The following is a 21,593-nucleotide window of genomic DNA, read 5'->3' as shown; positions in this document are numbered from 1 at the left end:
GTCGCACAGGCTCAGGCGTTCTGAGCCGCGGCCTCCTTCGTCGGCGCGGCCGTACGGCCCGACGACGTGTCGCGGCGCAGGTAGTTCCACGCGATGAACGCGCACACCGTGCCGTTGACCAGCGCGGCGAGCACGTCGGACAGGCTGTGCATACCCCGGTAGAGGCGCGCGGTCGCCATCGTCGGCGGGCACAGAAGCAGCAGGATCGTGACGACCACGCGCAGGGCCCGGTTCCGGATGCGCTGCGCGACCAGGGCGAGCGAGACGTACAGCGCCGTCGACGCACCGACGTGGCCGCTCGGGTAGCTGGTGGTGGGCGGGGAGCTGTCGAGGTGGGAGACGTCCGGGCGCTCGCGGCCGACGATGAGCGACGAGCTCAGGAAGATGAGCGCCTGCAGGCCCATGGCCAGGCCGGGGATCAGCGCGAACCACCACTGCCGGGTGCGCCACCACAGGATCAGGATCATCACGATGCAGATGCTCACCGCGATGGGGGTGTTGCCGATCTGCGAGATCACGTGCGTGACCTGGTTCAGCGTCGCGTTGCGCTGCTCGACGAACCACACGTTGACCTTGTGCTCACCGGGCAAGTTGTTCAGCGGCCCGGTGATGAGGTAGCCGACGCCGACGATGACCGCGCCGAGCACGACGGCGGGCAGGATCGCCCTCACGGCGACGTCGCGCCAGAACTGCTTGGCGGGCGGCCGCGACTGGTCGATCTCGTAGCGGTGGATGAACGTGTTCACTCAGACCTCCGGGTCGGGGGTGTGCTCGCGCACCGCGGTCCAGCCGCGGTAGCCGAGGTAGGACGCGACCGGCACGGTCACGCCGAGCAGGATGCCGCCGACGACGTCGGACGGGTAGTGCGCGCCGAGCAGGACGCGGTCGGCGGCCGTGGTCAGCGTGAACAGGACGGAGGCGGTTACGACGACCGCACGCCCGACGGGTCCGAGCGTGGGCCACAGCAGGATCGTGATCGTCGTCGTCCCCGCCGCCGACGCGAACGCGTGCCCGGAGGGGAAGCTGGTGCCGCCGGCGTGGACCAGGGCGTCCTCGACGACCGGCCGCGCACGCTGCACCGCGAGCTTGGAGAGGTTGGCGATCACCCAGGACGCCAGCATCGTGCCGAAGCCCCACAGCGCCCGGCCCGGCGCATCGTGCCGCCGCCACACCCACACGCACACCAGCGCCCCCGCCAGGTACACCCAGCGCGGCTGCGCGAGCTCCTGCCAGAACAGCAGCGCGTCGTACAGGTCCGGGTGGGCACGGGTGTAGTCGGTGGCGGCGACGCTGACGCTCTGGTCCCAGCCGACGACCGGGCCCACGTCCGCCCGCACCACGTACGCGAGCGCGGCGACGGGTATGACGACGGCGAGGGCCACGCCCCCCGCCCGCAGGAGCGCTCGCCAGGGGATCCGCGGCGTTCGCATGTCCGGAGGTTATGGGGAGTGCGCGCATCGCGCGCGTCGACAGGTGGATGAACGGGACATGTCGGGCGGGGTCGGTCTCGCGCCCCGCCGTAGGCTCCGGTCATGAGCCCGGACGCGCCTGACCTGCACCGCATCGCCTCGCCTCACCTCGGGAACCTGCGCGACGTGGGCGGTCGTCCGACGAGCGACGGCGGCGAGGTGGCGCGCGGCGTCGTCTTCCGTTCGGCGGAGCTGGCCGACGACGCCATCGCCGCCGACCCGGACCTGGCGGAGCTGGCCGTGCGGACGGTCGTCGACCTGCGCACCGCGGCCGAGCGGACGTCGCGCCCCGACGTCGTCCCGGCAGGCGCCGACCTGGTGACGCTCGACGTCCTCGCCGACCTGCCGGGCGGTGCGGCCGCCCAGGTCGCCGACCTCCTGGCACGCCCCGGGGGCCGCGCGGCGGGGCTGGCCGGTGTCGACATGGCCGAGCAGATGCGCGAGACGTACCGCGCGCTGGTGACCCTGGACTCCGCGCGGGCGTCGTACGCGGCGTTCGTCCGGCTGGTCATCGACCCGCAGCGGACGCCGTTGCTGTTCCACTGCACGGCCGGCAAGGACCGCACGGGTTGGGCGGCGACCATCCTGCTGACGGTCGCCGGAGTCTCCCGGGACCAGGTGAAGGCCGAGTTCCTGGCCGTGAACCCGGCAGTCCGCGAGACGTTCGCGCCGATGCTGGCCCAGCTCACCGCTGCCGGCGGCGACGCGGACGCGCTCACGCCGATGCTCGAGGTGCGCGCCGACTACCTGGCCGCGGCGTTCGACGCGGTGGACGAGACGTACGGCTCGTTCGACGGCTACCTCACCGACGGTCTGGGGCTGAGCGAGCTCGAGGTCGAGTCGCTGCGCCGGACGATGCGCGGGTGAACCGCGGTTAGCCCGAACGGGTGGACCGATATGTCTGATCTTGCTGGGCGGGGACGTCGGCCGGACGATGGGGTGTCCGATTTGACCGATTGAAGGGACGCCCCCGTGGCCGACGACCTCGTCTCGCCCATCCGCGACGGTGCGCACGACATCGCGCTCGACCGTGAGCGGATGCGCCGACGGCGGGTGTACCGCTTCGCGGCGCTGATCATCGCCGTCGAGGCGTACGTGATCGCGTGCGCGTTCCTGGGGTGGTCCGTGCTGCCGTCGCTGCCGCACGTCGACCCGTTCCTGGTGGTCATCACGGTCTTCTTCTTCGTGATGATCCTCATGGTCGTCGGGACGCAGATGATCTCGTCGCGCTCGCCGCACGTGACCTACCGGCCCGAGCAGGTGGACGTGGGGCTCGAGGACGTGATCGGCATCGACCCCGTCAAGGAGGACGTGCGCCGGTCCATCGACCTGTTCCAGACCCACCGCCGGTTCGCGGACCAGATGGGCGGCACCCCTCGTCGGGGCCTGCTGTTCGAGGGCCTGCCCGGCACGGGCAAGACGATGACCGCCAAGGCGATGGCCGCCGAGGCCGGCGTGCCGTTCCTGTTCGTCTCCGCCACGTCGTTCCAGTCGATGTACTACGGCGCCACGGCCAAGAAGATCCGCGCCTACTTCAAGGCGCTGCGCAAAGCCGCCCGTACCGAGGGTGGCGCGATCGGGTTCATCGAGGAGATCGACGCGATCGCGTTGCGTCGTGGCGGCATGCAGTCGGCGTCCGTCGCGTCCCCGATGACCGGCTTCCACCGCGGGCTCGTCACCAACGCCGTTGTCTCCGAGGGGACCGGCGGTGTGGTCAACGAGCTGCTGGTGCAGATGCAGTCGTTCGACGAGCCGACGGGCGGCGACAAGTTCTTCAACGGCTTGGTCTCCCGCATCAACCTGTTCCTGCCCGCGCACAAGCAGCTCAAGCAGCGCCGCCCGGGCCAGGCGCCGATCCTGCTCATCGCCGCGACCAACCGCGCGGACTCCCTGGACCCGGCGCTGCTGCGGCCCGGTCGGTTCGACCGGCACCTGACGTTCGCGACGCCAGACGCGCTGGGTCGTCGCGAGCTCGTCGACCACTTCCTGGCCCGGCGCTCGCACGACGCCGAGCTCGACGACACCGTGCTGCGCGACCGCGTCGCCGCCGCGACGAACGGCTGGACGCCGGTCATGATCGAGCACCTGCTCGACGAGGCGCTCGTCAACGCGTTGCGCCGCGGCTCGCTGACCATGTCGTTCGCGGACATCGAGCACGCGCGCATCACGGAGATGGTCGGCATCGGCCAGCCCGTCCGCTACACGGCGGCCGAGCAGGAGCTCATCGCGACGCACGAGGCCGGGCACGCGACCGTCGCCTGGCTGGTGGCGCCCAACCGCAACCTCGAGGTGCTGACGATCGTCCGCCGCGGTGAGGCGCTGGGCCTGCTCGCGCACGACGACTGCGAGGAGGTCTGGACCCACTCGCAGTACGACCTGCAGGCGCTCGTGCAGATCGCGATGGGCGGCTGGGTGGCCGAGGAGCTGTTCTTCGGGCAGACATCGACCGGGCCCGCGTCCGACCTGGCGGCCGCGACCCGCACCGCCGCGCAGATGGTCGGCGCGGCCGGCATGACGGGCTCTCTCATCTCGTTCGCCGCGACGCCGCACGACCTGGTGTCCGCGGTGCTGTCCGACACCGCCGCGCGCGAGCAGCTCGAGACCGTCCTCGACGACGCCCGCAGCCACGTCCGGCGGCTGCTGTCCCGCAACCGCCACCTGGTCGAGGCCCTGCGCGACGCGCTGCTGGAGCGCTACGAGCTCATCGGCACCGAGATCACCGACGTCCTGGAGGCCGCGGCTCAGACGCCGGCCCCGGCTCCGAGCACCCCGCCGCACGGCACCAACCTGTCGAAGAAGTCCCTCCGCATCGCCTGACCGGCGGCGAACCTGCGATCGTTGCGGCTATAGGCCGGATTGGCAGCCAAGATGGCAGGTTCGGTGCCGCGCAGTCTTGCCTCGCCGTGGATATCGGTGGCGAACCTGTCGTTGTCGGCGCAATTCCGGGGTTTGGCGGCCAGGATCGCTGGTTCGGCGGACTGGGCGGTGGGTGGGTGCCGTGGCGGGTAGGTTGGCGCGGTGCCTGAGGGTCATACCGTCCACCGGATCGCGCGGCAGGTGACTGCCGACTTCGTCGGGGTGCCGCTGGCCGTGAGCTCGCCGCAGGGGCGGTTCGCCGCCGGTGCGGCGCGACTGGACGGGCAGACCATGATCGAGGCGCACGCCGTCGGCAAGCAGCTGTTCTGCACGTTCTCCTCCGGCGACGTGCTGCGCGTCCACCTGGGCCTCTACGGCGCGTGGGACTTCTACGGCCGGATCAGCCGCATCGTCGACGGGCAGGTGGCGGTCGGCAGCATGGGCGCGCCGCGCCTACGCCGTGCGGTGCGGATGGGGGAGGACGAGCGCGAGTCCTCGGCCGACGAGGGCGGCTTGGTGACGCGGCCCGACAAGGCCGGGGCGGCGACGCTCGACGCCGGGCGCGACCGCGCCGAGGCGGCCAACGAGCCCTTCCCGCCCGCGCCTGTCGGCCAGGTTCGCGTGCGGCTCGCGACGAGCGAGTCGGTCGCTGACCTGCGCGGGCCGTCGGCGTGCGAGGTGCTCTCGCCCGACGAGGCGCAGGCGGTGGTCGACCGTCTGGGCCCGGACCCGGCCAGCACCGACGACCTGGCGGCGGCCGGCGAGGTGGTCGTCGACCGCATCACAAGCCGCGGCGTCGCGGTGGGCCAGCTGCTCATGGACCAGTCCGTGGTCGCGGGCATCGGCAACATCTACCGCGCGGAGCTGCTGTTCCGCGCTCGCCTGGACCCGTGGACGCCGGGCCGACGAGTCCCGCGCGACACCGTCCGCGCGCTGTGGACCGACTGGGCGGGGCTGCTGGCCGACGGCATCCGCGACGGCGCGATGATCACGCGCGAGGACCTGGACGCGGCCGGCCGGGCCGCCGCGCTCGTCGACCCGGCCCTGCGCCACTGGGTCTACAAGCGGACAGGCGAACCGTGCCTGGTCTGCGGCGCGCCGGTGCTCGTCGAAGTCATGGCTGCCCGCAACCTCTACCGCTGCCCGGCCTGCCAGGTGTAGTACCGCCTTGTGCGGAAAGGGCCCGGTGGCGAGTGCGCCGGGGACCCCTTGCCAGCAGTCCGCGCGGCGCGTCCTATCGCGCGCTCGATCTCGATCGCCGCGCGACGGCGTAGCCCGCGGCGCCGAGGACGACGAGCACGCACGCCGAGATGGTCCGTGCTCGAGCCTTGTCGATGCACGACTGCGTGCTCGTCCTGTCCGTCCCGGGTGCCGCCTGCTCCACCAGATCCTCGGAACCGCTCGGTCCCAGCACCATGGTGGTCGGCTGCAGGCCGCACTCCGCCCCCGTGGACGCCGTGACCGGGACGACCGCGAGCCCGATCCCCACGACAGCCAGCAGGACCGCAATCCCACCGACCACCGTTGTAGCCCGGGTGGTCCGACGTCCCAGGACGTCGCGAGCCACCCAGACGACGACGCCAGCCGAGACGACAAGGAGCAGGAAGAAGGTGAGCTCCCCCCACGTGTCGCTCATCGGCCCCTACTCGTGCGTCGGTCCCGGTCACGTGATCGAGATTCTTGCTGCTTGACGAGCGCGATCGACGCGGGATCGCAACGTAGCATCCGGAATGCCCGGTTACGGCTCGTCCGGAGCTTGGTCGCCTGCCGACGCGGCCAGTGGTCGGGGCTGGTGGACATATCGACCGGACCGCTACTGTTCCCGCATGGCCAACCCGCTGGTGCCCACGGCGTTCGACGTCGTCATGATGATCGTGTCCCTGCTCGTCGTCGCCGCGGTGGTCGTGACGGTCGTGGTGCTTGCCCGACGTTCTGGTGCTCGTCGTGACAGGCGGCCCGCGACGGCGCAAACCGAGCAGACTTTTTAGACCGACGCGTTCGCGTCCAGGCCCAGGAGGGCTCGCCAGGCGCGGTGGTGCTCGACGGTGACCCCTTCGTAGCCAAGGGTGTGCGCGAAGGCGTGGTGGACGAGGGCGGCCTCGCGCTCGAGCGCGTCGGGGCCCTCGTCGTAGAACGTGAACTGGGCACCGCCGGCGACGGCCGGGGTGTCGGTCTCCACGCCGATCGTGAACGGCACGCCGTGGCAGGCCAGGGCCGCGGGGCGGGCGAGCGCGAGGATGCCGTCGGGCCCGTCGGCGTGGTCCGCGAACGCGACGATCACCACCCGGTCCGCCCGCGCGACGACCTCGTCGAGCACCGTCGAGTCGGTGAGCTGTTCGGTCACCAGCCACCACGGCGCGTCGACGCCCAGGCGGTCGGGCCGCACCTCGTCGGCCACCGCGTCCAGCACGGCGAGCCAGCGCGTCACCGAGCCCCGACGGTCGTCGCCCCACGCCGGAAGCGTCCACGGCTCGATGTCGAGGTGGACGTCGCGCGCGCCGGCGGACCGGGCCGCGCCCGCCCACTGCACCGCGAGCGCCGGGTCGTCGAGCCAGCCCGGATCGCCGCCCAGCGCGGCCACGCCGATCCCGGCGTCGGTCAGTGCGGCGACGGCCGCGGAGAACCACTCACCGACGGGCCCCTCGTCGGCTGCCCAGGGCGCCGCCAGCATCACGCGCTTCAGCCCGCGCGCACGGGCGAAGTCGACGAGCGCGGCCGGTTCGGCCGGCGCGTACCCGCGGCCGCGCGCGTCGACGGACGACGGCACGGGGTTGTCCCACGCCCACATCGACGTGATCGCGCTCATGCCCGCTCACCCACCGGCAGCTCGACGGCCAGCGTGTTGTCGGCGGTCGCGAGCGGGCACGCCCACGCGGGGTCGTAGGCGCAGGACGGGTTGTAGGCGAAGTTGAGGTCGACGACGATGTCGTCGTCGGACGACCCCAGGTGCGCGCCCTTGATGGTGTCCAGCAGGTAGCGACCGCCGCCGTACGTGCCGTGACCCGCGAGCGCGTCCTTGACCGGCACGAAGATGCCGCCGCCGTAGGACCGCAGCGCCCAGACGGCCAACGACCCGAGGCCGGGCAGCGTCACGACCCCGACCCGCTCGAACGGCACGACCCCGTCGGTCCCGGTCGGCACGTCCATGCGCCGGGACTCGGCCGGCTCGATCGGCACGACGAACCGATACGCCGGGTCGTACGGTTCGACGTCGAGCCCCGTGAACGAGTCGCGGTCCAGGATCGGCGACGCGGGGTGCGTCGCGAACAGCTCGTCACGTGCGGCAATCCAGGCGCGGTGGGCGTCGGCCGGCGACGACGAGGCGCGGACGTCCGCGTAGATCTGAGCCACCCGCAGCCGCCAGTCGATGACGGCCGAGACGTCGGACAGGGACCGCGGGACGAACGGCTGCACAGGGAGGCTCACCTGATGACCGTACGCACCAGCGCCGACACGCGCCGTGCGAGGGTGGGGGCATGGAGCTGCGCATCTTCACCGAACCTCAGCAGGGCGCGACGTACGACGACCTGCTCGCCGTCGCCAAGGCCACGGAGGAGCTCGGGTTCGACGCGTTCTTCCGCTCCGACCACTACCTGACGATGGGCGGCGACGGGTTGCCCGGCCCGACGGACGCGTGGACGACGCTTGCGGGCCTGGCGCGCGAGACGAGCCGCATCCGGCTCGGCACGCTCGTGTCGTCGGTGACGTACCGCTACCCGGGGATCCTGGCGATCCAGGTGGCGCAGGTGGACCAGATGTCGGGCGGCCGCGTGGAGCTGGGGCTCGGCACGGGCTGGTTCGAGGCCGAGCACCGGGCGTACGGCATCCCGTTCCCGGCCAAGCGGTTCGGCATGTTCACCGAGCAGCTCGAGATCGTGACCGGGCTGTGGGGCACGCCCGTCGGCGAGACGTTCAGCCACGACGGCGAGCACTACACGCTCGTCGACTCCCCGGCCCTGCCCAAGCCGATCCAGAGCAAGATCCCGCTGATCATCGGCGGCTCGGGGCCCAAGCGCACGCCCGCGCTCGCGGCCCGGTTCGCCGACGAGTTCAACCTCGCGTTCCCCGACGCGGACGTGGTCGACGGACGCCTGGCGAACATGCGCGCCGCACTCGACGAAGCGGGCCGCCCGAAGGATTCGTTGACCCTGTCCGTGGCCCACGTGCTGTGCACTGCCGCCGACGACGCGGGGGTGAATCGTCGTGCGGAGGCGATCGGCCGCGACCCGGAGCAGATGCGCGCGCACGGCTTCGCGGGCACCGCGGCGCAGGTCGTCGACCGGCTCGGGGCTCTGCAGGACAAGGGCGTGACCAGGGCGTATCTGCAGGTCCTCGACCTGCACGACCTCGACCACCTGGCCTTCGTCGCCAGTGAGATCGCCCCGCAGCTGGCGTGAAGTGTTCATCTCGGTGTGACCTGGTGCACACCGTGGTTGGTGGACAGATCGCCTGATTCGTCCTTACCTTCGTCGTATCCCCAGGGGCCGTAGCCAACGACATCCTGTGATTCTGGCGCCATCGTCGCCGTCGCACGCACGAACGTGGGTCCGCTCCGGACCCACGCCGAAAGCAACCGACGGGCGGCCCTCATGACCACCACGTTCGACAGGCTCGTGATCGAGCCACGCAGGACCGACGAACCGCACGCGAAGCCCGGCAGGACCAAGGAGACCGAGGCGGCGCAGAGCCCGTCGATGGTCATGCTGGTGCTGCTGGCCGCGGCCGGGGTCGTCGTCTACGCGACGTTCCTGCTCAACCCCGCCAACCGCGGCGACTGGCTGCCGTACCTCATGGTCATCACGGCCGAGACGGTGCTGGTGGTGCACGCGCTGCTGTCGATGTGGACCATCCTGTCCGCAGGCTACGACCCGCGCGGATTCTCCTTCCACCACGCGCAGGACCGGCTGTACGGGATCTCGGAGATCGTCCGGGACCGGGCCCAGAACCGCCCGCGGGACTGGCAGATGTACCTCGACGAGCGGCCCGTCGGCATCGACGTCTTCATCACGACGTACGGCGAGGACCTGGACACGATCCGCAAGACCGTGTCCGCGGCGCTCGGCATGCACGGCAAGCACGAGGTCTGGGTCCTGGACGACGGACGGTCCGACGAGGTCCGCGACCTGGCCGCCCAGCTGGGCGCACGCTACGTCCGTCGGCTGTCGAAGAACGGCGCCAAGGCCGGCAACCTCAACCACGCCCTGTCGATCACGAACGGTGAGCTGTTCGTCGTCTTCGACGCGGACTTCGTCCCCATGCCGGACTTCCTGCACGAGACGGTCCCGTTCTTCGCATCCGACGACGTGGCCTTCGTCCAGACCCCGCAGACCTACGGGAACCTGCACACCGTCATCAGCAAGGGCGCCGGCTACATGCAGACGGTGTTCTACCGGTTCATCCAGCCCGGGCGGAACAGGTTCAACGCCGCCTTTTGCGTCGGCACCAACGTCATCTACCGCCGGGCGGCGATCGACGACGTGGGCGGCATCTACTCGGACTCCAAGTCCGAGGACGTGTGGACGTCGCTCATGCTCCACGAGAAGGGCTGGCGGACCATCTACATCCCCAAGACGCTCGCCGTCGGGGACACCCCGGAGACCGTCGAGGCCTACACGAAGCAGCAGCTGCGGTGGGCGACGGGAGGTTTCGAGATCATGCTCACGCACAACCCGATGTCGCCGAAGCGGAACCTCACGCTCGACCAGCGGTTGCAGTACACCGTCACGGCCACGTTCTACCTGACGGGCATCGCACCCTTGCTGCTGCTGGCGGTCCCGCCGCTGCAGATCTTCTTCAACCTCACCCCGATGAACCTGACGATGACGCCGCTGACGTGGCTGCTGTACTACTCGGGGTTCTATGTCCTGCAGGTCCTGGTGGCCTGGTACGCACTGGGGTCGTTCCGCTGGCAGACGCTCATGCTGGCGGCGGTGTCGTTCCCGATCTACACGCGGGCGCTGCTCAACGCGATCTTCCGGCGCGAGCAGGCGTGGCACGTCACGGGCTCCAAGGGGGCCTACCGCTCGCCGTTCGCCTTCATCCAGCCGCAGGTGCTGACGTTCGTGTTCCTGGCGCTCACCACCGTGGTGGGTGCGTGGAAGGACCTCAGCAACGGGTACCCGAGCCTGGCGCTGGCCTGGAACGCCACGAACACCCTGATCCTGGGCGGGTTCGTCCTGGCGGCGTGGCGGGAGGGCCACGGCGCCAGACGGTCGATCCGTGCCGAACGTCGAGCGGCGCACGTCGCGCCGGCGCTGGCGACGGCAGGTGCGGCATGACGTGGGCGGGGCGGCTGCGACTGCTCGTCGGCCTCGTCGTCGTCGTGATCCTCGCTGCGCTCGCCACGTACAAGCTGAACGAGTCCCGCGGCATCGCCACGAGCGACTCCGCGCAGATCCTGGCCAAGACCTACCAGGTCGGCAGCCCGTACGCGGGGCTCGTCGTGAGCCAGAAGGTCGAGGTGGGCGACCAGGTGACCGAGGGGGAGGCGCTGTTCACGATCGACGCCGCCGCGCTGCACGAGAAGTACTTCGACAAGGCGTCGATCCCGGAGACCACCCACCTCGACTCCGACGGGCGGCTCGTCGTGACGGCCAGCGGGCCCGGGACCGTCACGGCCCTGGCCGCGACGCAGGGCACCTTCGTGCAGTCCGCGGCGGACCTCGCGACGGTGGAGCGCGCGGACACGCTCTACGTCCAGGCCGAGTACACGCTCTCGGCGAAGGAGTACGCCCGCGTGGGCGACGACGCGAAGGTGACCATCGAGCTGCCCAACCAGCGCACGCTCGCCGGGCACGTGGACCGCGTCCAGGTGACCACGGTCGACGGCCAGGCCCAGGCCGTTCTCACGGTGGCCGGTGAAGGGCTCGTGCAGGGCGACCAGGACGGCCTCGTCTCCGCTGGCACGCCCGTCGTCGCCCAGCTCCACCTGCGCAACGACGGGATGGTGACCACCGTGTCCGACCAGGTCAAGGGCTACCTGAAGAGGGTGGTCGGATGATGGCGCGCCGGTGGGTGGTCGTGGGTTCGGTGATCGCGGTGGTCGCGGTCGGCGGCGCCGTCACGGCGGTGGCCGCTCCCTGGGAGTCGGACGGCGCCGGCGGCGACGTGCAGACGGCCACGGTTCCCGACGTCGACACCGCGGCGCTGGTCGCATCGGTTCCGCACCAGGCGGTCGCCAAGCTCGACCCGGTGCGGCTGGCCGACGGTGTGGTGCCGCCGACCAACCGGTGGTACTCGGGTCTCGTGTTCGGTGACCAGCCGCAGCCGGTGTTCGCCGAGCCGCTGTCGTTCGCCCTGACGTCGTCGGGCTTCACGATCGGCCTGCCGCAGCCAGCCGTCTCCGCGCAGACCATCGCCGCACCGCACGTGCCGGCGGTGACGGTCGACGTGGGCGCTGCGTCCGCGCGGATCACTGCCGCCGACCCGGTGAGCGTGACGATCGAGCTGCTGGACGGCTCGGGGTCCGTGCTGGGCCACGTGGTGCTGGCGGAGGGGTCGCCGTTCGTGTCGTTCACGGCGGCGAAGGACGTCGACGTGCGCACCGAGGGTTCGCTGTCCGCGACGCCGGACGGCCCCGCCACCGCGGCGGGGGACCGCTGGGCGTTCGTCGGTCCCGGGTACGACGCCGGTGCGACGAGCCTGGGCAAGGACGACAGTGCGTCCTGGTACGCGCTGCCCGACGACGCCTCGTCGGACGCCGCCGAGACGCTCGCGAAGGCCGCCGCCCACCCGGTCACGGGCGTGGACGTCGCCTACGGGGTCTCGTCGTCGGACGCGGCCACCACGCTCACCTACCGGACGGCCGACGACGGGGCCACGGCCCACGTCCTCATGCCGCACCACCGGCTGGGTGGTGACCCGGCGTGCGGGCTCGGCACGTACCCGAGCGTGTACGGCGACCTCGAGCTGTGCCCGGGGTCGACGCTCACGTCGTCGGTCGCGCTGCAGGAGCCGGCGGGCACGTTCGACGTCGGCTCCCTGTCCGACGACAAGCGGGCGACGCTGGTCAAGGCCGTGAAGGCCGACGTGGCTGCGACGCCGGACTTCCCGTCCGACACCTACTTCGGCGGCAAGTCGCTGCTGCGCGCCGCGACGCTGGTAGGCCTGGGCGAGCAGCTCGACGTCGACGTCGCCGACCTCAAGGCGAAGACGGTCGCGGCCCTGCGCGAGTGGGCCGAGCCGGACGGGTGCTCGTCGCGCGACGCGCGGTGCTTCGTCTACGACGAGAAGGCGCGCTCGGTCATCGGCCTCACGCCGTCGTTCGGGTCCGACGAGCTCAACGACCACCACTTCCACTACGGCTACTTCCTGGCCGCGGCGGGCATGCTGGCGGCCGACGACCCGAAGCTCGCCGCCGACGTGAAGGACGTCATGGACCTGCTGGGGCAGGACGTCGCCGCGGCGAAGCCGTCCGACGGCTTCCCCCAGCTGCGCTCCTTCGACCCCTACGCGGGCCACTCGTGGGCGTCGGGCAGCTCCCCGTTTGCCGACGGCAACAACCAGGAGTCCAGCTCCGAGGCCGTCAACGCCTGGAACGGGCTGGGCCTGTGGGCGCAGGAGTCCGACCAGCCGGAGCTCGCCACCGAGGCGACGTGGCTGCTGTCCACCGAGGCCGCGACCGCGCGCGCCTACTGGACGGACCCGGACCTGCCCAGCGGGTTCGCTCACCAGGTCGTCGCGCTCAACTGGGGCGGCAAGCGCGACTGGGCCACGTGGTTCAGCCCGGAGCCCAGCGCGATGCTCGGCATCCAGCTGCTGCCGCTGAGCCCGGCCCAGCTCACGGTGGGCCGCGACGTGGACCCTGAGAAGATCCGTGCCTCGGTCGAGGAGGCTGCGCCGGACGGGTACGACGTGATGTTCGGCGGGGACCTGCTCGGCTACCTGGCGCTCGCGGGCCCCGACGACGCGTCCAAGGCCTGGACCGAGCTCGAGTCGCTGCCCGACGACGCGATCGACGACGGCACGTCGCGCGCGGCGCTGCTGGCGTTCGTCGCGGCGGCGTCGGCGCGGGACTCGTCGGGCTGACTCTCGGCCGACGGCTCGTCGGGCTGCTGCGCCTCCTCCGGGCGGTGCAGCAGCTCGACGACCGTGTGCACGAGCAGCACGACGAGCGCCACGTTGCGTGCCACGAGGACCAGCACGTTGGCCGGATGGTACCCGGTGATCCCGTCGTACCCCCACGGGAAGACGATCTGCGTGGCGCCCGCGATCACGGCCAGCAGGATCGCCGACGTGCGCCAGCGCGGCAGCCGCAGCGCCAGCGCCACGGCGACGGGCGGCGCGAGCCAGCCGATGTACTGGGGTGAGCCCACCTTGTTGAAGACGATCATGACCGTCGCCATGAGCAGGGCGCCCCGCACCAGCAGCTCGGCGCCCACGCGCGGGCGCCTCCACAGCAGCCCGTCGAGCTCGTGGCGGCGCCACCACAGGAACAGGGCCGCCGCGGCCAGGGCCAGGAAGAACAGCGACCCGATCGTGTCGGCTGCCGCCTGCGTACCCGGGCCGCGCAGCTCCCAGCTCACGAGCTGCTGGTTGAGCACGATGGTGATCCGGTCGGTCAGCAGCGAACCCACGAGCCACGGCGTCGCGCCGACGGCCTCGAGCTGCAGGCCGCGCTGGTCCTGCTCGGTGAGGAACGACGTCAGGTAGGGCGACCCGCCGAGGGCCACGACGGTCCCGACGACGACGGCGCTGACCGCGGCCGCCGGCGCGATGACGTCCCGCCACGGCTTCCGAGCGGCCAGGAGGAGCGGCACGACGAGAGCGCCCGGTGCGACCTTGATCCATGCGCCCAGGGTCAGCAGCGCGGACGACAGCCAGGGATGGCGCAGGCCCAGCACCAGCGCGACGACGACGACCGGTGCGACGACCGCGTCGAGCCGCCCCATCGAGACGGGGCCGAGCAACGCGAGGAACGCGAGCCACCACCAGGCGCCCCGCGTCGTGGCCGTGCGGGACGTCGCGCGGCCCGCCCAGGCGGGGGTGTGCAGCAGCGCGAACAGCGCGACCGCGTCCAGCGCGGTGATCATCAGGCTCCACGCGGTGGCGTAGCCCGCCGTGCTCGTCGTGCCGGCCCATGATCCACCCAGGATCGGCAACCATGCCGCGGGCGGGTACACCCACGCGGAGTCGATGCCCTGCCACGTGCCCTGGTGCAGTCCTTGCCAGGCCCACCAGCGGTACAGGTCCAGGTCCCAGAACGCGCGCGCCGGGATCAGCAGCACGCCGAGCACGAGCGTCCAGGCCTGGACGGCGACGAACGCCACCCAGACGGCGACGCGGGATCGCAGGAGCTGGTGCAGGGGAAGCCTCCGTCGACGTGGGTCGAGCGACCCGGGCGGGAGGCCAGGTTATCGGCCGGGCCAGTGCCGGGTCGACGAGGGCGGCGAAACCTCTACTTGTTCTCCGCGTCTCGCGGCGCCCGCGGCACCGTGCCGGCGGCCATGCCGCCCACCGGCATGACAGCCGGCTGGTCCTTGTCGATGTACGCGTCGAGGCCCGTCTCGTCGTCGGGGGCGGGCGGAGCTGTCGGCGCCGTCGCGATCACGGGATCGGGTGCGCCCTCGCCCGGGATGACGTGGTCGGGGACCGGGGTGGACTCGCTCATCGTCGACTCCTCACGTGTCGGTGCGGTGACCTCCACGGTGGCACGGACGGGGACGGTCCGCCACGCGAGCTACTTCTTGGCCGCAGCCTTGGTCGCCTTCGCCGTGGCCTTCGGGGTCGCGAGCTCCTCGTACGGCGTGCAGTTGGCCGCCGCGACGAGCGGCTGGTCCTTGTCGAGGTCGACGGAGTCCTCAGCGGTCAGGTCGTTGAAGTCCGATCCGAGGGTCAGGTCGACGCTCGTGCCGGCCCGCGCGTCGAGCGTCAGCTCGGCGTCCGGGAGCTGGGCCGCGAGCGTGTACGCCTGGGCGACGCCCTTGTAGCCGAAGTTGATGCGCGCCACGCCCGCGTACTGGACGGGCGCGTTCGTCGTCGTCGCGACCTTGAAGCCTCTGTCCTTGAGGTCGTCGGCCGTCTTGCCTGCCAGGCCCGCGGTCTGCGTGCCGTTGTAGACGTTGACCTTGACCTTGGAGTACTTCACCGGGAGCGCACCCTGCGGCGGGCATGGCACCGAGTCGCGCGTGGGCGTCGGGGTCGGGTCCGCCGCGAACGACTTGTCGAAGAAGGGGAGGTCGATCGAGTCGGTGTACACGGCGGCGGCGCCCAGGCCGATGACGGCGAGGGCGGCGAGCAGCACGCCGAAGATCACGGCCTGCCGCTCGTGCATGTGCCGGCGGCGGGCGGCCCGCGCGCGGTCCGCGTCCATGCTCACTCGATCACCAGCACCCGCGCGTGCAGGATGGCGCGCTGGTGCAGCGCGGCCCGGACGGCGCGGTGGAGCCCGTCCTCGAGGTACATCACACCCTTGTACTGCACCACGTGGGCGAACAGGTCGCCGTAGAACGTGGAGTCGTCGGCGAGCAGCGCGTCGAGGTCCAGGGTGCGCTTGGTGGTGACCAGCTCGTCGAGCCTGATCTGGCGCGGCGCCACCTCGGACCACTGCTTGGGCGTCTCGAGCCCGTGGTCCGGGTAGGGCCTGCCCTCGCCCACCGCCTTGAAGATCACGGGGTGAGTCTAGGTGGTCGGGCCGTGTGGGTGTGCCAAGGTCCGTCGTGGTGCGTGATCACGCGGTTCCGTGGATCCCGATCAGGCTCGGTACAGGGCCGTGATGGGGCACGCGAACAGGTCGCGGTCGGGGCGCCCGACGGTGTTGAGGTGCCGGACGATGATGGCGTACGACTTCGGCAGCGAGACCGCCAGGTACGGGATGTTGTGCTTCTCGCAGTACTCCCGCACGATCGGCTGGGCGCGACGGAGCGTGGCACGGGGCATCGACGGGAACAGGTGGTGCTCGACCTGGTGGTTGAGGCCGCCCATGAGCACGTCGACCCAGCGGCCGCCGCGGATGTTGCGGCTGGTCAGCACCTGGCGGCGCAGGAAGTCCACCTTCGCGTTCTTGGGCAGCAGCGGCATGCCCTTGTGGTTGGGGGCGAACGAGGCGCCCATGTAGAACCCGAACAGGCCCAGCTGGATGCCGAAGAACGCGAGGCCCTTGAGCGGGGACATGACCGTGAACACGAGCGCGAGCGCGCCGCCCAGCCTGACCGCGAGCATGGCGACCTCGACGGCGCGGTGCTCGAGCGGCTCCTTGCTCTTCAGGCGCTTGATCGCCGAGACGTGCAGGTCCAGGCCCTCCAGGAACAGCAGGGGGAAGAAGAACCAGCCCTGGTGGTTCAGGTACCAGCGGCCCAGCGGCGTGGTGCGGGCCTGGGCGCGCTCGGGCGTGAGCGACAGGGCCTCGAGCTCGATGTCCGGGTCCGCGTCGATCTGGTTGGGCTTCGCGTGGTGGCGGGTGTGCTTGTGCTGCCACCAGCCGTAGGAGAGGCCGACGAACAGGTCCGCGAGCACCAGCGACGTCCAGGTGTTCGCCTTGCCCGAGTTCCAGATCTGACGGTGTGCGGCGTCGTGGCCCAGGAACGCGATCTGCGTGAGCACGACGGCGGCCACGCCGGCGACGAGGAGCTGCCACCACGAGTCGCCGATCAGCACGATCGCCGTGACCAGCCCGGCCATCGCGACGACGGCACCGGCGATCCGTGCGGTGTAGTGGCCCGGGCGGCGCCGCATGAGGCCGGCGGCCTGCACGGCCTTCGTGAGCTCGGTGAAGTCGCTGACCGCCCTCTCGCGGGGGCGCTGCGTGGTGGTCGTCGTCGACATGTGGCGTCCGTCCTGTGGGTCCAGCGTGGAGCATGACGGGCGGGGGGCCGACGCGGGCGCGGCGGCAGCCGACGATGCATGGGTGGAACGACCGGCGTGGACGCCGAGTTCCCGGGTCCTGCGTGGAGCGGGGGTGATCCGAGGCGAGTGGGCCCAGGTGCGACAGAACCCCCGGCCGCGAACGGCCGGGGGTTCTGCTCAGATGATCGCGAGGATCAGAGCGGCGAGACGTTCGACGCCTGGGGACCCTTGGGGCCCTGGGTCGTCTCGAACTCGACCTTCTGGTTCTCCTCGAGCGTGCGGTAGCCGCTGGAGGTGATCGCGGAGTAGTGCACGAAGACGTCGGTTCCGCCGTCCTCGGGGGCGATGAAGCCGAAGCCCTTCTCGGCGTTGAACCACTTCACGGTGCCGGTGGCCATGTCGTTCTCTCTTCTGTCGTACGGTCGGACAACCTCCGGCAACTGGCCGGAGACCGGTGATCACGGTGGTCGTCGTCCGTCCCGAGCAAGCTCGAGAACGTCTTGCCGAGCACCCGTGAGGGCGTCCGCGGCGGTCATGACAATCGATGCACTGCGACTACAGGTGCAACGGTACGGCACAACACCCCGAAAAGTCTCGCCCTTCCTGTCAACCAATCCGCGGATCGGGACGTGTATTCGGGTATGACGGTGCTCATGGCGGACCTGGGCGAGGACAGCCCGCCCGTCGGCGCGCCTGGCGCCGTGCCTGCGGTCGATCACGGCGAGGCGGCGCCGGGGCCCTCGTCTGGAGCGGGCGGCATCGCCTGGACCGGGGACCGCGACGCTGATTTCACCGCGTTCGCCAGGCGCGCGCAGGCGGAGCTGGGCCGCACGGCGTGGCTCCTGACGGGCGACGTGCACGCCGCTGCAGAGCTCGTCCAGACCGCCCTGGTCCGTACGTACACCGCCTGGCCGCGCGCCCGCGCGGGCGACCCGATGGCCTACGCGCGCCGCGTGATGGCGAACGCGCGGATCGACACCTGGCGTCGTCGTCGTCGCGAGGTCCTGGTGGCACCCGAGGCCGTGCCGCACACCGCGGGCGCCGACGCCGGTGCGGCCGTCGAGCACCGCGACGAGCTGGTCCGCGCCCTGGCGCAGCTGAGCCCGCAGCAACGCCGCGTCGTCGTGCTGCGCTACCTCGTCGGGCTGTCCGAGCGCGAGACGGCCGACGACCTGGGTGTGAGCGCGGGCACGGTCAAGACCCAGGCGTCGCGCGGGCTGCACCGTCTGCGGGCCACGCTGGGCGACCTGCGGGGAGGCGTCGATGCCTGAGCCGACGAGCGACGAGGACTGGGCGGCGGGCCTGCAGGCTCTCGCGCGCGAGGTGCCGGCAGTGCCCGTCGACGTGGCGGGTGCCGTCCGGCGTGGGCGACGTCGGCGTGCGGCGCGTTCCGTTGCGCTGGGCGCAGGATCTCTCGCCGTCGTGGTGGGGGTGGTCGCGGTCGCCGGTCCGAGCCTGCTGGGGGGGCTCGGACCGGTGAGCGACTCCGGGGACTCGGCGGCGTCGATGGCGGACGGGGCGGCGATGGACGGTGCGTCGTCGGGCCAGGTGTGGAGCGTCGAGGCCCTGGCCGCCGACGTGGCCGCCGCCGCGACAGCGCCCCCGCCGGCGCAGGACCAGCCCCTGTCCGAGGCGGACAGTGCCGCGCCCGCGCGGCTGACCGTCGAGCAGCACGGCGAACCGGACCTGGGGCCCTACCGTGCCGCGATCGACGCGGCGACGGGCTCGGTGCCGGCATCGGCGTTCGAGTCCTCGGCCCAGGCGTCACCCGGCGTCTGGCCCGAGGCGACCGTCGCGTGCCTGCAGGGCGCCGGCTGGGAGGTCGTCGTGACCGACGACGGCTGGAGCGCGCAGGTCCCGACGTCGTCGCCTGTCCAGTTCCTGGCCGACGTCGACACCTGCACCCCGGCCGCATAGCGGTCCCACCCCCCAAGAGCGGGGCCCACGCCGCGATCGACGCGGCGTGGGCCCGGCTCAGGTGACTGCAGGCACTACGACAGGCGCGTGAACGCGTCGACGCCGACCTTCTTGGAGGACAGGTTCACGATCTTGATCGTGTGCGTACCCGCCTTGCTGAACGTCTTGGTGAAGACCTGCTGCGCGTAGGTGGTCTTCTTGGCGTAGAGGTTCACCACCGCGACCTTGTGGCCGTCGACGTAGACCGCCGCCTTGCCGCGGTCCTTGCCCTTGGTCGCGACCCAGCCGATGCTGCGGGCCTTGACCTTGTAGGTGACGTAGGCCTTCTTCTTCTTCGTGACCTGCTCGGTCCCGCCCAGCGACTTCTTGGCCTTCGTCGCCGTCCACGTGCCGTGGTAGCCCTTGCGCTTGGACTGCTTGTCCAGGGTCGCCTTGGTCTTGGGACCCTTGGCCAGCGAGGACAGCTGGCCGCGGCAGTCGTAGACCTGGGCACCGAACTGCGTGGTGCGGCTGAACGTGATGCGGGTGTTCACGGTCTTGGGCGTGCCGTTCCACTGCTTGTCCAGGCCGTTCGAGCCGCCGACCCAGCTGCCGTAGATGCCGCAGGCGTCGCTCGCCTTCCACAGGACGGCCGCGGGGACGGTCTTGGTGGAGACCGTGCCCTTGATGAGCGAGGCACGCGGCGACGACGTGATCGTCGGCTTGGCGGTGTCGACGCGGAACGCAGCGTCCGACGTGCTGCGGCTGTTGCCGAACAGGTCGCGGACCGTGAGGTGCCACTTGTGGGCGCCCTGGCTCAGGCCGCCGACCGCCAGCCTGGTGGCGCTCAGGGACTGGCCGACCCTCGCACGGGCCTTGCCGTCGACGTACAGCGTGACCGACGAGACGGCCGAGTCCGCGTCACCGACGGACAGGTACCCGACCGAGAGCGTGCTCGACGTCAGCACGACGCCCGCGCGGGGCCACGACTTCTCCGCGTTCCAGTAGCCGTACGTGCCGATGATCGGCGCGGTCTTGTCGGCGGCGCGGGTGACGGTGACGCTGGCAGTCGGGTTGGTCGCTGTACCTCCGACCGAGTTGACCTTGACCTGCAACGACCTGTCAGCTGCGCCGACCTGCTGGCCGGCACCGATGGCTGCCTGGTTGCCGTTGAAGAAGAAGACGCCGTCCTGGCTGTTCACGCCGCTGCCGTCACGCTCGCGCAGCACCACACCGCTTCCTGCGGCGGGGATGGCGGTGCCACCGATGGCGAGGCCGTTCGGCTTGGTGATCCAGCTGTCCACTCCGACCGGCGCGCGGTACTCGATGGTGAACGTGCGGTTGCCCCACGGGACCGTGACGAGTCGCAGGCCCGAGCCAGAGGCGACGGCATTGAGCGTGACGGTGGCCGAGGTCGTCGTCACGCGCGTCTGCTCGGTCGAGGAGAGCAGACCCAGACGCGCCATGTTGACGGCTGACATGTGCCCGGCGTCGACAGCGGTGTTCGGGAACGGCGACGTCATGACGTGCGGCGCGTAGGTCGAGTTGCCCATGATGTCCCACGGGTCGCCGTACACGTCAGCGCACGTGCCGAGGGGGAGTGCGACCTTCGCGGACGAGAACGGGCACGAGATCGCGCCGGAGTGCTCGAGACCCAGGTTGTGGCCGAACTCGTGCGCGAAGACGGCATTGGTCAGTGCCGGGGCGCCGAAGAGCCACATATGGTTGCGGCCGTCGGCCCACGCGTTGATCGAGCCGAAGCCGGTGTAGTCGCAACCGGCGATCTCCGGGACCAGGTACACGATGTGCTCGAAGCGGTTCGCGGGAGTCACGGCTGTCGTGTAGATCGACGGCAGGGCCTTCTTCGCCGCCGCTTCGATGGCATCGGCGCTGCAGCTGTTCGCTGCTGTCGGGGCGGAGGCCAGCGTGACCGGGGTCGTCACGTTCTGACGGACAGCCACGCGGATGCGGCCCTTGCTGACGGTGTTGTAGTAGCTGTCGACATTCGCGACGGCACTCGTGGCCGAGCTCGTGTTGAAGGCCGGCGCCCCGGTCCACGTGATCGGGATCAGGGTGACGTAGTGCTGCCCGCTGTTCGGGACTCCGGCTACCGGCGTAACACCGGCCGCTGCCGCGAGCCCCGCCGACGAGCTCAGACCTGCCGCGGCCTGCGTGCCTGCCTCGTCGTCGGGCGTCGCGGCCGCGACGTCCGTGACCGTGCCCGCGCTGTTGGTCGTGACCTCGACCTGGTCACCGGACTCGAGGGTCGGGTCGAGGTCCGCGGTAACAGCCGTCGGGACGTTCAGGACGCCGTCGTCGGTGGTGACCTTGGCGAGGTAGACGTCCTTGCCTCCGGCGAAGTCGTCACCGACGGCGACGTGCAGCGTCCCCGTCGTCGTCGTGGTGTCCTGAGCGACCGGTGTGGTGCTGGTGGGGCTGCTCGGCGGCAGCAGTGCGGCTTGGGCTGCCGTCGGCAGCAGGCTGAGGGCCGCCGCGGCGGCGACGGCGGTGATGAGGCGGCGAGGCACGGATCCCCCTGCGAGAAGGCGTGGAGGGGGCCCGGGTTCGTGCCCCCTGTGACTGGGGCAA

21 protein-coding genes and 1 pseudogene are annotated in these 21,593 nt (G+C 71.3%); 10 read left to right on the top strand and 12 right to left on the bottom strand.

All coding sequences use genetic code 11. The features are described 5' to 3' along the window. Nucleotides 1-11 precede the first annotated feature (11 nt). A complete protein-coding gene (locus tag IC607_RS17760; protein WP_191785397.1) occupies nucleotides 12-746 on the bottom strand; it encodes a phosphatase PAP2 family protein in 735 nt (244 codons plus the stop codon). After that, nucleotides 747-1,430: a phosphatase PAP2 family protein gene (locus tag IC607_RS02465; protein ID WP_191785396.1), complete on the bottom strand. Its 684-nt coding sequence runs from the start codon at nucleotides 1,428-1,430 to the stop codon at nucleotides 747-749. A gap of 102 nt (nucleotides 1,431-1,532) precedes the next feature. Here IC607_RS02465 and IC607_RS02460 point away from each other — a divergent pair, with 102 nt between their 5' ends. The 3 genes from IC607_RS02460 to IC607_RS02450 all read left to right on the top strand — a co-directional run bounded on the left by IC607_RS02460 (nucleotide 1,533) and on the right by IC607_RS02450 (nucleotide 5,486). After that, entirely contained in the window at nucleotides 1,533-2,336 is an 804-nt protein-coding gene (locus tag IC607_RS02460) for a tyrosine-protein phosphatase (protein ID WP_191785395.1), read from the top strand. A gap of 105 nt (nucleotides 2,337-2,441) precedes the next feature. Next, entirely contained in the window at nucleotides 2,442-4,286 is a 1,845-nt protein-coding gene (locus tag IC607_RS02455; protein WP_191785394.1) for an AAA family ATPase, read from the top strand. 201 nt (nucleotides 4,287-4,487) lie between these two features. Continuing rightward, entirely contained in the window at nucleotides 4,488-5,486 is a 999-nt protein-coding gene (locus IC607_RS02450; RefSeq protein WP_191785393.1) for a DNA-formamidopyrimidine glycosylase family protein, read from the top strand. A 73-nt stretch (nucleotides 5,487-5,559) separates the two neighbouring features. Here the strand turns inward: IC607_RS02450 and IC607_RS02445 are convergent, their stop codons facing one another. Continuing rightward, on the bottom strand, nucleotides 5,560-5,961 hold the full coding sequence (locus tag IC607_RS02445) for a hypothetical protein (RefSeq protein ID WP_191785392.1): 402 nt from the start codon (nucleotides 5,959-5,961) through the stop codon (nucleotides 5,560-5,562). A 190-nt stretch (nucleotides 5,962-6,151) separates the two neighbouring features. Here IC607_RS02445 and IC607_RS02440 point away from each other — a divergent pair, with 190 nt between their 5' ends. Then, nucleotides 6,152-6,313, top strand: a complete 162-nt coding sequence (locus tag IC607_RS02440) for a hypothetical protein (protein ID WP_191785390.1) — start codon at nucleotides 6,152-6,154, stop codon at nucleotides 6,311-6,313. Here IC607_RS02440 and IC607_RS02435 read toward each other — a convergent pair. Both IC607_RS02435 and IC607_RS02430 read right to left on the bottom strand, forming a co-directional pair. Further along, nucleotides 6,310-7,131: a hypothetical protein gene (locus tag IC607_RS02435; RefSeq protein ID WP_191785389.1), complete on the bottom strand. Its 822-nt coding sequence runs from the start codon at nucleotides 7,129-7,131 to the stop codon at nucleotides 6,310-6,312. The genes IC607_RS02440 and IC607_RS02435 overlap by 4 nt on opposite strands. Continuing rightward, entirely contained in the window at nucleotides 7,128-7,751 is a 624-nt protein-coding gene (locus IC607_RS02430) for a DUF1684 domain-containing protein (protein WP_191785388.1), read from the bottom strand. The genes IC607_RS02435 and IC607_RS02430 overlap by 4 nt, the downstream gene beginning before the upstream one ends. A gap of 50 nt (nucleotides 7,752-7,801) precedes the next feature. Between IC607_RS02430 and IC607_RS02425 the strand changes: the two genes are divergently transcribed. The 4 genes from IC607_RS02425 (at nucleotide 7,802) to IC607_RS02410 (ending at nucleotide 13,352) form a co-directional block, all read left to right on the top strand. Next, nucleotides 7,802-8,722, top strand: coding sequence for an LLM class F420-dependent oxidoreductase (locus IC607_RS02425; protein WP_191785386.1), 921 nt, complete (start codon nucleotides 7,802-7,804; stop codon nucleotides 8,720-8,722). A 192-nt stretch (nucleotides 8,723-8,914) separates the two neighbouring features. After that, a complete protein-coding gene (locus IC607_RS02420; RefSeq protein WP_191785385.1) occupies nucleotides 8,915-10,603 on the top strand; it encodes a glycosyltransferase in 1,689 nt (562 codons plus the stop codon). Continuing rightward, on the top strand, nucleotides 10,600-11,325 hold the full coding sequence (locus IC607_RS02415; RefSeq protein ID WP_191785384.1) for an HlyD family secretion protein: 726 nt from the start codon (nucleotides 10,600-10,602) through the stop codon (nucleotides 11,323-11,325). Before IC607_RS02420 ends, IC607_RS02415 begins: the two co-directional genes overlap by 4 nt. Beyond that, a complete protein-coding gene (locus IC607_RS02410) occupies nucleotides 11,322-13,352 on the top strand; it encodes a glycosyl hydrolase (protein ID WP_225224297.1) in 2,031 nt (676 codons plus the stop codon). Before IC607_RS02415 ends, IC607_RS02410 begins: the two co-directional genes overlap by 4 nt. A 389-nt stretch (nucleotides 13,353-13,741) precedes the next feature. On the opposite strand, the pseudogene IC607_RS02405 reads toward IC607_RS02410, so the two are convergent. The 6 genes and pseudogenes from IC607_RS02405 to IC607_RS02380 form a co-directional block, all read right to left on the bottom strand. Next, nucleotides 13,742-14,446, bottom strand: a pseudogene (locus IC607_RS02405) (glycosyltransferase 87 family protein); the annotation flags it as partial. Between the two features lie 275 nt (nucleotides 14,447-14,721). Continuing rightward, a complete protein-coding gene (locus tag IC607_RS02400) occupies nucleotides 14,722-14,934 on the bottom strand; it encodes a hypothetical protein (RefSeq protein WP_191785383.1) in 213 nt (70 codons plus the stop codon). 69 nt (nucleotides 14,935-15,003) lie between these two features. Further along, entirely contained in the window at nucleotides 15,004-15,636 is a 633-nt protein-coding gene (locus IC607_RS02395) for a LytR C-terminal domain-containing protein (protein ID WP_191785381.1), read from the bottom strand. A 2-nt stretch (nucleotides 15,637-15,638) separates the two neighbouring features. Beyond that, nucleotides 15,639-15,935 carry a type II toxin-antitoxin system VapB family antitoxin gene (locus IC607_RS02390; protein WP_191785380.1) on the bottom strand — a complete coding sequence of 99 codons (297 nt, stop codon included), beginning with the start codon at nucleotides 15,933-15,935 and terminating at the stop codon, nucleotides 15,639-15,641. 81 nt (nucleotides 15,936-16,016) lie between these two features. Further along, entirely contained in the window at nucleotides 16,017-17,087 is a 1,071-nt protein-coding gene (locus IC607_RS02385) for an acyl-CoA desaturase (protein WP_191785378.1), read from the bottom strand. A 215-nt stretch (nucleotides 17,088-17,302) separates the two neighbouring features. Beyond that, on the bottom strand, nucleotides 17,303-17,506 hold the full coding sequence (locus IC607_RS02380) for a cold-shock protein (protein WP_118767966.1): 204 nt from the start codon (nucleotides 17,504-17,506) through the stop codon (nucleotides 17,303-17,305). Nucleotides 17,507-17,737: 231 nt separating this feature from the next. Here IC607_RS02380 and IC607_RS02375 point away from each other — a divergent pair, with 231 nt between their 5' ends. Then, nucleotides 17,738-18,379 (top strand): SigE family RNA polymerase sigma factor, encoded by a 642-nt coding sequence (locus IC607_RS02375; protein WP_370525963.1) that lies wholly within the window; start codon nucleotides 17,738-17,740, stop codon nucleotides 18,377-18,379. Continuing rightward, nucleotides 18,372-19,025 (top strand): hypothetical protein, encoded by a 654-nt coding sequence (locus IC607_RS02370; protein ID WP_191785377.1) that lies wholly within the window; start codon nucleotides 18,372-18,374, stop codon nucleotides 19,023-19,025. Before IC607_RS02375 ends, IC607_RS02370 begins: the two co-directional genes overlap by 8 nt. 74 nt (nucleotides 19,026-19,099) lie before the next feature. Here the strand turns inward: IC607_RS02370 and IC607_RS02365 are convergent, their stop codons facing one another. After that, nucleotides 19,100-21,532: a zinc-dependent metalloprotease family protein gene (locus tag IC607_RS02365; protein WP_191785376.1), complete on the bottom strand. Its 2,433-nt coding sequence runs from the start codon at nucleotides 21,530-21,532 to the stop codon at nucleotides 19,100-19,102. Nucleotides 21,533-21,593 lie beyond the last annotated feature (61 nt).

Origin of the sequence: Cellulomonas sp. JH27-2, from assembly GCF_014837175.1 — a bacterium.
Lineage (GTDB): Bacteria > Actinomycetota > Actinomycetes > Actinomycetales > Cellulomonadaceae > Cellulomonas.
The sequence above is the reverse complement of the archived record's forward strand: the minus strand, read 5'-3'. Positions and strand labels throughout refer to the sequence as shown.

What these genes read in the sequence shown, in the direction of transcription:
- IC607_RS02400 (WP_191785383.1), bottom strand. Translation starts at nt 14,934, where the DNA reads ATGAGCGAGTCCACCCCGGTCCCCGACCACGTCATCCCGGGCGAGGGC.
- IC607_RS02440 (WP_191785390.1), top strand. Translation starts at nt 6,152, where the DNA reads ATGGCCAACCCGCTGGTGCCCACGGCGTTCGACGTCGTCATGATGATC.
- IC607_RS02425 (WP_191785386.1), top strand. Translation starts at nt 7,802, where the DNA reads ATGGAGCTGCGCATCTTCACCGAACCTCAGCAGGGCGCGACGTACGAC.
- IC607_RS02370 (WP_191785377.1), top strand. Translation starts at nt 18,372, where the DNA reads ATGCCTGAGCCGACGAGCGACGAGGACTGGGCGGCGGGCCTGCAGGCT.
- IC607_RS02385 (WP_191785378.1), bottom strand. Translation starts at nt 17,087, where the DNA reads ATGTCGACGACGACCACCACGCAGCGCCCCCGCGAGAGGGCGGTCAGC.
- IC607_RS02445 (WP_191785392.1), bottom strand. Translation starts at nt 5,961, where the DNA reads ATGAGCGACACGTGGGGGGAGCTCACCTTCTTCCTGCTCCTTGTCGTC.
- IC607_RS02465 (WP_191785396.1), bottom strand. Translation starts at nt 1,430, where the DNA reads ATGCGAACGCCGCGGATCCCCTGGCGAGCGCTCCTGCGGGCGGGGGGC.
- IC607_RS02415 (WP_191785384.1), top strand. Translation starts at nt 10,600, where the DNA reads ATGACGTGGGCGGGGCGGCTGCGACTGCTCGTCGGCCTCGTCGTCGTC.
- IC607_RS02395 (WP_191785381.1), bottom strand. Translation starts at nt 15,636, where the DNA reads ATGGACGCGGACCGCGCGCGGGCCGCCCGCCGCCGGCACATGCACGAG.
- IC607_RS02410 (WP_225224297.1), top strand. Translation starts at nt 11,322, where the DNA reads ATGATGGCGCGCCGGTGGGTGGTCGTGGGTTCGGTGATCGCGGTGGTC.
- IC607_RS02435 (WP_191785389.1), bottom strand. Translation starts at nt 7,131, where the DNA reads ATGAGCGCGATCACGTCGATGTGGGCGTGGGACAACCCCGTGCCGTCG.
- IC607_RS02380 (WP_118767966.1), bottom strand. Translation starts at nt 17,506, where the DNA reads ATGGCCACCGGCACCGTGAAGTGGTTCAACGCCGAGAAGGGCTTCGGC.
- IC607_RS02420 (WP_191785385.1), top strand. Translation starts at nt 8,915, where the DNA reads ATGACCACCACGTTCGACAGGCTCGTGATCGAGCCACGCAGGACCGAC.
- IC607_RS02460 (WP_191785395.1), top strand. Translation starts at nt 1,533, where the DNA reads ATGAGCCCGGACGCGCCTGACCTGCACCGCATCGCCTCGCCTCACCTC.